The sequence below is a fragment of the Cellulomonas sp. B6 genome, from assembly GCF_001462455.1.
Taxonomy (GTDB): Bacteria; Actinomycetota; Actinomycetes; order Actinomycetales; family Cellulomonadaceae; genus Cellulomonas.
The window spans coordinates 1-8,950 of record NZ_LNTD01000028.1 but is presented as its reverse complement, the minus strand read 5'-3'; the positions used below and the strand labels follow the sequence as shown (position 1 = coordinate 8,950).

Sequence of the window (8,950 nt, the reverse complement as noted above, 5' to 3'; positions counted from 1 at the left end):
GTGCGGCGGGGCTCGCCGGGGGACTGCGAGCCGGTCGCCGGGGGAGGCTCTCGGCCAGATGGTCTGACCAAGTGCGGCTGACGCTAGACGCCCGTCCAGGCCTGGTCGCTCGACGTCGAGAGACTGTTACGGCAAGTTCACAGCGCCGAAACAGGCGGTCGGATGGTCAGACCAACAGGCCGCAACCGTGGTAGCGTCCGGCCGTCCGCCGACGCCGTGGCGAAGGAGCACCCAGGTGAGCCCGGTCGAGATCCCGCCCCTGTCCCGCAGGACCGAGAACATCTCGGTCGTGCTCGCCGCCCACCTCGAGCGCCTCATCGCGACCGGGAGCCTCACGCCGGGCGACCGGCTGCCCGCCGAGCGCGACCTCGCCGCGACCCTCCAGGTGTCCCGCGCGACGCTGCGCGAAGCCATGCACGAGCTCGAGAACAAGCACCTCATCGAGCGCCGTCCCGGGCGCGGCACGGTCGTCGTCGAGCGCACCGGCGCCGAGCGCGAGCTGCTCGACCTGTCGGCGCCCGACGCGCCGTCGCGCGAGGAGCGCGACGCCGCCGAGCTCCGCGAGATCGTCGAGCCCGCCGTCGCCGGGCTCGCGGCGCAGCGCGCGACCGCGGCGAACCTCCTCCAGCTCCGCGAGGTGCTCGACCGCACGGCCGGCCAGGCGCGTGCCGAGGGGTCGCTCGAGTGCGACATCGAGTTCCACCTGCTCGTCGCGCGCGCGGCCGGGAACCCGCTGGTCAGCACGCTGCACACGCTCATGACCGACTGGACCATGGGGGTGCGCCGGCACTCGCACACCACCAAGGAGGGGCGCCGCACGTCCCTCGACGGGCACCGCGCCGTCTACGACGCGATCGAGCGGCACGACGCCGAGGCCGCGCGCCGCGCGATGGCCGAGCACCTCGGGTCCGTGCGCGGACTCATCGCCCGCCGCACGCACTGACGTCGCCCGCCGGGCACGACGACGGGCCCGCCCCCCGGTGAGGGGACGGGCCCGTGGACCTCGTCAGACCCCCGCGGGGGCCGGTGCGCCGGTCGTGCGCGGCAGCAGCCGCTCCACGACGTCGGCGAGCGTCACGACGAGCGCGCGCTCGCCGCCCGTGACGACCGCCAGGTGGTGGCGTCCCTCGCGCATGCCCGCGAACGCGGTCGCGACCAGCGTGTCCGCCGGCAGCTCGTACACGGGCCGCACGAACGGCGCGAGCGGTGCGTCGGGTGCGCTCGTGAGGGTGTCGCGCACGTGCACGACCCCCGAGACCGCGTCCCCGTCGCCGACGAGGATGCGCAGGTGCCCGCTCTCGAGCGACACGCGCTGCACGTCCTCGACCGTCCCGTCCGTCGGCACCGTCACGGGCACCGCGCTCGGGTCGGCCAGGTCGCCGACCGTCATGCGCTGCAGGTCGAGCGCCTGCGAGAGCTGCTGCGAGAACGCGGCGTCGAGCGCGCCCACGTTGGCCGAGTGCTCGACCAGGTGGCGCAGCGACGCCGGGTCGGTGCCCGCCGTCATCTCGTCGACCGGCTCGACACCCACGCGGCGCAGCATCCGGTTGGCGGTCTCGTTGAGCGCCCGCAGCACGGGCCGCACGGCCCACATGAACCCGCGCATCGGCAGCGCGAGCAGCTGCGCCGACGACTCGGGGTGCGCGATGGCCCACGACTTGGGCGCCATCTCGCCGACCACGAGGTGCAGGAACGTCACGACGACGAGCGCGAGGACGAACCCCAGCACGTCGGCCGGCACGGCCGGCAGTCCCCACGACGCGAACAGCGGCGTGAGCCAGTGGTGCACCGCGGGCTTGGTGATCGCACCGAGCGCGAGCGTGCACGCCGTGATGCCGAGCTGGGCGCCCGCGAGCAGCACCGTCAGCTCGTGCGAGCTGCGCAGCGCGGCGCGTGCCGACCGGCTGGAGCCGGCGGCGTCCTCGAGGCGGTGGCGACGTGCCGCCAGCATCGCGAACTCGACGGCGACGAAGAACGCGGACAGCGCGATGATCGCGACCGTCACGACGACGACGACCCACGTGCTCATCGCTCGACCTCCTGGTCCGGGGCGTCCGCGGGCTCGTCCTCGTGCCGCTCGGCCCGCCCGTCCTGCCCGTCCGGCTCTGCCTGCTCGACGCTCAGGCGCACGCGCGAGGGCACGTGCCGGTCGACGTCGAGCACCTCGATGCGCAGCACCTCGGCGGGCGGCTCGCCCGCCTCGGCGAGCAGCGCGGGGTCGGGCGGCAGCGGCACCTGCAGGACCGTGCCCTCGGGGGGCAGCGCGCCGTGCGCGTCGATCGCCAGGCCCGCGATCGTCTCGTAGTCGTCGCGCGGCAGGTCGCGGCCCAGCGCGCGCTCGACCTCGTCGACGTGCACGTCGCCCGCGACCAGCCACGAGCCGTCGTCCTGCTCGGTCGCGTCGGCCGCGTCGAGCGGGTCGTGCTCGTCGTGGATCTCGCCCACGAGCTCCTCGGCGACGTCCTCGAGGGACAGCGCACCGGCGAACCCGCCGTACTCGTCGATGACGACCGCGAGCTGGTTGTCCGAGCCGACGAGCAGGCGCACCGCGTCGGTCAGCGCCATCGACTCCGGCACGAGCGCGGGCGGGCGCTGCAGGCGTGCCGCGGTCGCCGACGCGTCGGTGCAGCGCAGCACGTCGGGCAGGTGCACGACGCCCGTGACGCTCTCGTCGTCGAGCACCGGGTAGCGCGAGTGCCCGTCGGACATGAGCTCGCGCAGCCGCGCGACGCCCGTGTCGGGGGTCACGGTGTCGACGCGCGAGCGCGGCACCATCGCGTGCTCGACGTCGCGCTGCGGGAAGTCGATGATGCGGTCGAGCAGCACCGACAGCTCGCGCGGCAGGTCGGTCGAGTCCGCGACGATGTGCTCGAGGTCGCGCACGGTGGCCGAGTGCTCGACGTCGTGCACGGGCTCGATGCCCAGCACCTTGAGCAGCGCGTTGGACGCCGCGTCGAACACGCGGATGAGCCAGCCGAAGCCGCGCAGGTACCAGATCGTCGACGTCGCGAGCCGCACGGCCGTGGGCTCGGGGCGCGCGATCGCGAGGTTCTTGGGGAACAGCTCGCCGAACAGCATCTGCACGAACGTCGAGAACAGCAGCGCGAGCACGGTGCCGACCGCGATGCCGACGCCCGTCGGCACGTTCGCCAGGCCGAGGGCCTCGCCGATCGACGCGCCGACCAGCGGCTCGGCCACGTACCCGACGAGCAGGCCCGTGACGGTGATGCCGAGCTGGGCGCCCGACAGCATGAAGGACGTGCGGCGCGTGACGTCGAGCGCCTTGCGCGCACCGGCGTCACCGGCCTCGGCCCGGGCGGCGAGCCGCGACCGGTCGACGGACATGTAGCCGAACTCCTGCGCCACGAAGTACGCGGTCGCGGCGGTGATCGCCAGGATGACGAGCACGCCGAGCAGCAGGGTGATCACCCACATCGGTGCCCCACCCCCCGTCGCGTCGTCGCGTGGCAGGGGCGGGGCACGGGACTGTGCCCGGGACTGTCGGGGTCCATCGGATCTCCGGGTCGGTGAAGGGGGACGCGTGGGGAACGTCGCGAGGGGTCGCCGTGTTCCCGCGGCGTCGACGATCGTAGAGGACGCGCCCGTGCGGGCCCGTGCAGGCCGGTGCGTGCCCTGCGTGCCCGGGAGTCGCGGTGTCAGCCGTCGCGCGGGTCGTGCGGCGCGTACACGACGAGCGCGGCGGGCAGCAGCCGCAGGTGCGCGGTCGCGCCCGCGGGCAGGTCGGTCGTCTCGCCGTCGTGCGCGAGCACCACGGGCTGCCCGTCGTCGCGGGCGCGCACGCGCAGCGCGGTCGCGGTGCGCTGCCGCACGACCAGCCGTCGCCGCACGGGCGGCACGGCGTGCGCGAGGCGCGCGCCCAGGTCGCCGCCCGCGGCCTCGAGGAACGTGCGCAGCCGGCTGTGCGCGGTCCCGTCGCGCGCGTCACGGACGTCGAGCACGCCGTCGTCGAGGCGGCGGCGCGCGACGGGGGCCAGGCTCGTGGGGTGGTAGCGGTCGACGCCCGCGAAGACCGACCACCAGCGACCGTCCTCCTCGTCGACGACGAGTGCGACGGGCTCGGCCGCGCGCAGCGTGCGCGCGGCCGCCACGAGCGCGGCGACGGGCTTGCCCAGGCGCGGCGCGAGCCGGTCGCGGGTCGTCACGAGCTCGGGGTACACGCCCACCGAGAACGTGTTGAGGACCGTCACCGGGGCGTCGTCGCCGACCGTGAGCTCGCCGACGTCGACCGTCACGGCCGTGCCGGTCTCGACCGCGCGGGCCGTGGCCGTGACCGACGTGAGGTCGGCGGCGCGCGCGAAGTGGTTCAGCGTGCCGGTCGGGAAGACCGCGAGCGGCAGGCCGTGCGCGCGCGCCGCGTGCGCGACCGCGCCGACCGTGCCGTCACCGCCCGCGACGCCGACCGCGCGCGCACCGGCGGCGACGGCCCGCGCCACGAGGTCGGTGGCCGACGTGGCGTCGGCGAGCTCGACGACGCGCGCGCGGGGGAGCGCGGCGCGCACCTGCTCGGTCACGGGCCGCAGGCGCACGTTCGACGCGCCCGAGCGCGGGTTCACGACGACCGTCAGGCCCTCGCCGCCCGGCAGCGCGGGCACCGGGGCGGGCGGCCCCGCGGGGACGTCCGGGCCGGGCAGGTCGTCGGACGGCACGAGCCGCCGCCCGACGAGCGCGACGCCGGCCCCCAGCGCGGCGCCCGCGACGACGTCGGAGGCCCAGTGCGCGCCGACGTGCAGGCGCGAGTACGCGACGGCCCCGGCGACGGGTGCGACGACCGCGCCCGCGGCGGGCCACTCGAGCGCGACGCCGGTCGCGAACGCGGCGGCCGACGCGCCGTGCCCCGACGGGAACGAGCCCGACGTCGGCTGCCGCGCGAGCCGGCGCACCCACGGCAGCGCCGTCGCGTCGGGGCGGGCCCCGCCGAACACGACCTTGCCGAGCAGGTTCGCGAGCGCGCTCGCGACCACGACCGAGCCCAGACCGCGCAGCGCCGCACGCCTGCCGCGCGAGCCGGTCAGGGCGAGGCCCGCGCCGACGACGCACCACAGCCGCGACCGGTTCGCCGCCGTCGAGAGCCGGACCAGCGCGGCGTCGGCGCGCGGACCGAGACGTCGGGCGGTCGTCCGGTCGTGCGCGGCGCGGTCCAGGCGCCCCAGCAGCGACGACCGCACGTGCGGCTGCAGCAGGCCGCGGACGCGGCCCCGGTCGGACCTCGGCATGGCACCCCTCCCGGTGCGCGGCGCGCACGTCCGGCCCAGCGTCGCACGCGGCCCGGGCGGTCGCCGGTCGGGTGCCGTGGCGCTGGTCACACGCCCGTCGGAGGGGCACGCTGGTGCCATGACGACCGACGCGGACGCGCGGCTGCGCGAGCTGCGGCTGCTGCGCACGGTGCGCGACCGCATCGACCGGGACTACGCGCAGCCGCTCGACGTCGAGGCGCTCGCGCGGGGCGTGCACATGTCCGCCGGGCACCTCAGCCGGCGGTTCCGCGCCGCGTTCGGCGAGCCGCCGTACGCGTACCTCATGACGCGTCGCGTCGAGCGCGCGATGACCCTGCTGCGGCGCGGCGACCTGTCCGTCACCGAGGTGTGCTTCGCGGTCGGCTGCGGGTCGCTCGGCACGTTCACGACGCGGTTCACCGAGCTGGTCGGCGTCTCCCCGGGGCGCTACCGGCGGCTCGCGGCGGGGCAGGGTGCGGGGCTGCCGGGGTGCGTCGTCAGGCAGGTGATGCGCCCGCGCCGCGACCCGTCAGGATCCGAGAAGTCCGGGGTGGGCGCCTCGGCCTAGCGTGACGCGCATGGACCTCTTCCTCCACCTCACGTTCCTGCCGGCCGACGACCCCGAGGCGTCGCTCGTCTTCTACCGCGACGTGCTCGGGTTCGAGGTGCGCAACGACGTCGGTCACGGCGCGATGCGCTGGGTCACCGTCGGTTCGCCCGCACAGCCGCAGACCTCGGTCGTGCTGCACCCGCCGGTGACCGACCCGGGCGTCACCGACGACGAGCGGCGCGTGATCGCCGAGCTGATGGCCAAGGGGTCGTACGGGGCGGTCGTGCTCGGCACGTCCGACGTGGACGCCGTGTTCGCGCAGGTGCAGGCCGCCGGTGCCGAGGTCGTGCAAGAGCCCGCCGACCAGCCGTACGGCGTGCGGGACTGCGCGTTCCGCGACCCCGCCGGGAACATGGTGCGGATCCACCAGGTCGCGTGACCACCGGGGTGGCCGGTCCCGGTCCGACGGGCCCGGGACGGTCGTGCGACGTCGGGTGAAAGTCGTCGACCGGTGGCGTCGGTCGAACACCTGTTCGATACGATGGCGCCATGCCCGACCGCTCGACCCCGCCGCGCCCGCCCGCGCGGGACGTCGCCAACAGCGAGGTCCCCGACGGCATCCCGACCCGACCGCAGGGTGACGTCGCGGTCGTCGTCCGCCTGGTCTGGTCCGACGGTGGCGAGGAGTGGCGGGCGGCGCGCGCGATCCGGTGGACTCGCACGCACGTCATGGTCGCGTGGCGCGAGCACGACCACGACCCGCGCTCCGAGCGCCACACGTGGCTGCGTGCGGGCGACGTCGCGCGGTCCGTCAGCTGGTTCGTGCCGCCGGACCGCACGCCCGTCTGACGCCGGCCGCCGCCCGCGCCACCCGCGCCCCGGTGCGGGCGGCGCGAGGCGGGGAGGGGCGCGGGCGGTGCCGCCGAGCAGGAGCCGGCACGACGCCGGGGCCGCACCCCGGTGTCAGGGTGCGGCCCCGGCGCGGGACGCGTGCGGCTCAGACGTACAGCGGGGTGAGCTCCTCGTAGTCCGCCACGCTGCCGTCGCGCAGGACCACCTCGATGATCTTGCGGCCCAGCGGGTCGAGGTCGTCGGTGAGGAACTGCTCGAGCTCGGACTTGAAGAAGTCCGTGAGGATCCGCGCGCCCGCGTCGTACGCCTCGAGGCCCACCTGCGACTGGTACTCGGGCTGCAGCAGCGTCGGGCGGATCTGCTGGCCGTCGAGCTTGATCTCCTTGGGCCGGTAGCCGAACAGCGAGCACCGCGCGGGCGTGAGCTGCTCGGGCAGGATCCGGCCGCCGCCACGGCGGGCCAGGTACTCGCGGGCCAGCCACTCCGCCGAGAACCCGACCTTGTACGCGCCGATGTGCTGGTTGGGCGTCAGCACGTACCGCGTGCGGTCGTTCTCGACGATCTGGCGCAGCAGCAGGTTGGCGGCCGCGACCTTGGTGCCGGTCGAGAACGGCCAGTACGACCCGACGCCCTCGGCGACCATGCCGCCGTGCTTGAGCGCCTTCTTGACGTCCTTGCTCTCGCCGATCGACGGGTTCTTGTCGCCGCGCGGCGCGATGAGGCGCCACACCCACGCGAGGGACGGCGGCACGATGTGCATCATGCCCATGACGCCGTAGGTCGGCGCCTCGCGCGTGCACAGCGGCATCCGGACGCCGAACGTGCGGACGTCGACCTCCTTGGGCTCGCAGATGACGTTCTTGACGAACGTCCGCGGGATCACGACGCGCGGGTTGGGGCACCGCTTGCCGTTGGAGTCCAGGGTGTGCTCCCACGGCAGCGCGGTCGCGTCGGCCATGCCGTCGATCGACAGGAACAGCAGCGGCTCCTGCGGCTCGATGACGGCCCGCTCGAACGCCGGGTCCTCGCCGTAGCTCGTGAGGTTGTCGACGCGCACGAACCAGCCGGCCTCGGCGTCGGCCACCGACAGCCGCCCGTTGCCCTTCTGGATCGACGGGTGGCACAGCGTCATGTCGTCGGTGACGGGGGCCAGCGACGACGTCTCGCCGAGGGTGATGTGATACGGCTCGTCGCGCACGACGTTCGTGCCGACCAGGATGCGGCCGTCGTCCTCGCGCCGGATCTCCTGGCACATCTCGGACTTTCCGCCGCCCGAGGCGCCCTCGTGCATGATCACGGTCTCGTTCTCGTACGGCGTGGTCACGCGGACGCTCGACGCGTGCGCGGTGAGCCAGCCCTCGTGCTCGCCGATGTCGAGCAGGACCGAGAACACGCCCTTCTTGGCGCTCGGGCCCGGGTACAGGTTGTACGCCCAGACCTCGTGCAGCACCTCGGACCGGTTGTGCACGACGACCTGGCGGCTGTCGAAGTGCGTGTGCCGGAACGGCGGCGCGACGTAGAGGATCGAGCGGGGCGTGAACGCGCCGATCTCGTCGAACGTCACCCAGCCCTGCAGGTCGACGAGCGTGAGCGCGAAGAACGCGCTGTTGAGCGGCACGATCGCGAGCGACGGGTAGCCGAAGTGCGGACCGCCGGCCTTGAACGGCACGACCACGAGCTCCTGCGTGCCGAGCCACTCGAGCGTCTCGGTGCGGGTCGGGTCGAACTCCTTGCCGAACACGTCGCGGTAGCGCGGCTTGTCGGTCGGCAGGTCGTCGGCGATGCGCATGCAGTCCGGGTCGCGCCGGCGCATGTAGTCCTCGGGGTAGTTCACGGCCACGCCGTTGCGGCACCGCGTGACGGTCGCCTCGGGGACCATCGTGCCGTTCACGTCGTACTCGACCGTGAACACGGGACCGCCGTCGGGTCCGAGCGCGAGCTGGTACAGCTCCTCGCGCGTCGCGGGGATCACGAGTCGCGGACTGGCCTCGAGGGCGGCACGCACCTCGGGTGCGAGAGACACGTCCGCCAGGGGACCGGTCACGGTGGCGCTCACGGCAGCTCCTTCGCCTCGGGGGGGACCGGGCGGTGGCGTGCGGGTGCCCGGCGAGCGGCACCGCCGACGACGTGGTGCCGCCGGGGGGCTGCTCTTTGCCAGGAGATTACGACCGGCGGAGTCGCAGGTGACGGGACTTTAGGACCTGCATCACACCGCGGGCCCGCCCGGCAGCGGGCCGTCGGGACCCCGATCCCCGCCGGCAGCGCCCGACGCGCGCGCGGCAGACGCCCGGCGGCGGGCCCCCACGCGCCGCTG

Annotated in this window: 8 protein-coding genes; 4 read left to right on the top strand and 4 right to left on the bottom strand. The window is 74.9% G+C overall.

Annotated features, from left to right (window positions below):
* The first annotated feature begins 235 nt into the window (after positions 1-235).
* The gene (locus ATM99_RS01865) at positions 236-943 is read left to right on the top strand and encodes a FadR/GntR family transcriptional regulator (protein ID WP_062101256.1); all 708 of its coding nucleotides are present in this window, start codon (positions 236-238) and stop codon (positions 941-943) included.
* Positions 944-1,006: 63 nt separating this feature from the next.
* Here ATM99_RS01865 and ATM99_RS01860 read toward each other — a convergent pair whose 3' ends face one another.
* From ATM99_RS01860 to ATM99_RS01850, 3 genes are all read right to left on the bottom strand, one after another.
* A complete protein-coding gene (locus ATM99_RS01860; protein ID WP_062101255.1) occupies positions 1,007-2,029 on the bottom strand; it encodes a hemolysin family protein in 1,023 nt (340 codons plus the stop codon).
* Complete coding sequence (locus ATM99_RS01855; protein WP_062101254.1) at positions 2,026-3,435, bottom strand: hemolysin family protein; 1,410 nt, start codon at positions 3,433-3,435, stop codon at positions 2,026-2,028. The genes ATM99_RS01860 and ATM99_RS01855 overlap by 4 nt, the downstream gene beginning before the upstream one ends.
* Before the next feature lie 221 nt (positions 3,436-3,656).
* Positions 3,657-5,234: a bifunctional phosphatase PAP2/diacylglycerol kinase family protein gene (locus ATM99_RS01850; RefSeq protein ID WP_062101253.1), complete on the bottom strand. Its 1,578-nt coding sequence runs from the start codon at positions 5,232-5,234 to the stop codon at positions 3,657-3,659.
* A 118-nt stretch (positions 5,235-5,352) separates the two neighbouring features.
* On the opposite strand from ATM99_RS01850, the gene ATM99_RS01845 reads away from it, so the two are divergent.
* The 3 genes from ATM99_RS01845 to ATM99_RS01835 all read left to right on the top strand — a co-directional run bounded on the left by ATM99_RS01845 (position 5,353) and on the right by ATM99_RS01835 (position 6,633).
* A complete protein-coding gene (locus ATM99_RS01845) occupies positions 5,353-5,802 on the top strand; it encodes a helix-turn-helix transcriptional regulator (protein ID WP_062101257.1) in 450 nt (149 codons plus the stop codon).
* A 10-nt stretch (positions 5,803-5,812) separates the two neighbouring features.
* A complete protein-coding gene (locus tag ATM99_RS01840) occupies positions 5,813-6,223 on the top strand; it encodes a VOC family protein (RefSeq protein ID WP_190278743.1) in 411 nt (136 codons plus the stop codon).
* A 110-nt stretch (positions 6,224-6,333) separates the two neighbouring features.
* The gene (locus ATM99_RS01835) at positions 6,334-6,633 is read left to right on the top strand and encodes a hypothetical protein (RefSeq protein ID WP_062101251.1); all 300 of its coding nucleotides are present in this window, start codon (positions 6,334-6,336) and stop codon (positions 6,631-6,633) included.
* Positions 6,634-6,781: 148 nt separating this feature from the next.
* Here the strand turns inward: ATM99_RS01835 and ATM99_RS01830 are convergent, their stop codons facing one another.
* Positions 6,782-8,692, bottom strand: coding sequence for a DUF4914 family protein (locus ATM99_RS01830; RefSeq protein WP_062101250.1), 1,911 nt, complete (start codon positions 8,690-8,692; stop codon positions 6,782-6,784).
* Between the last annotated feature and the right edge of the window lie 258 nt (positions 8,693-8,950).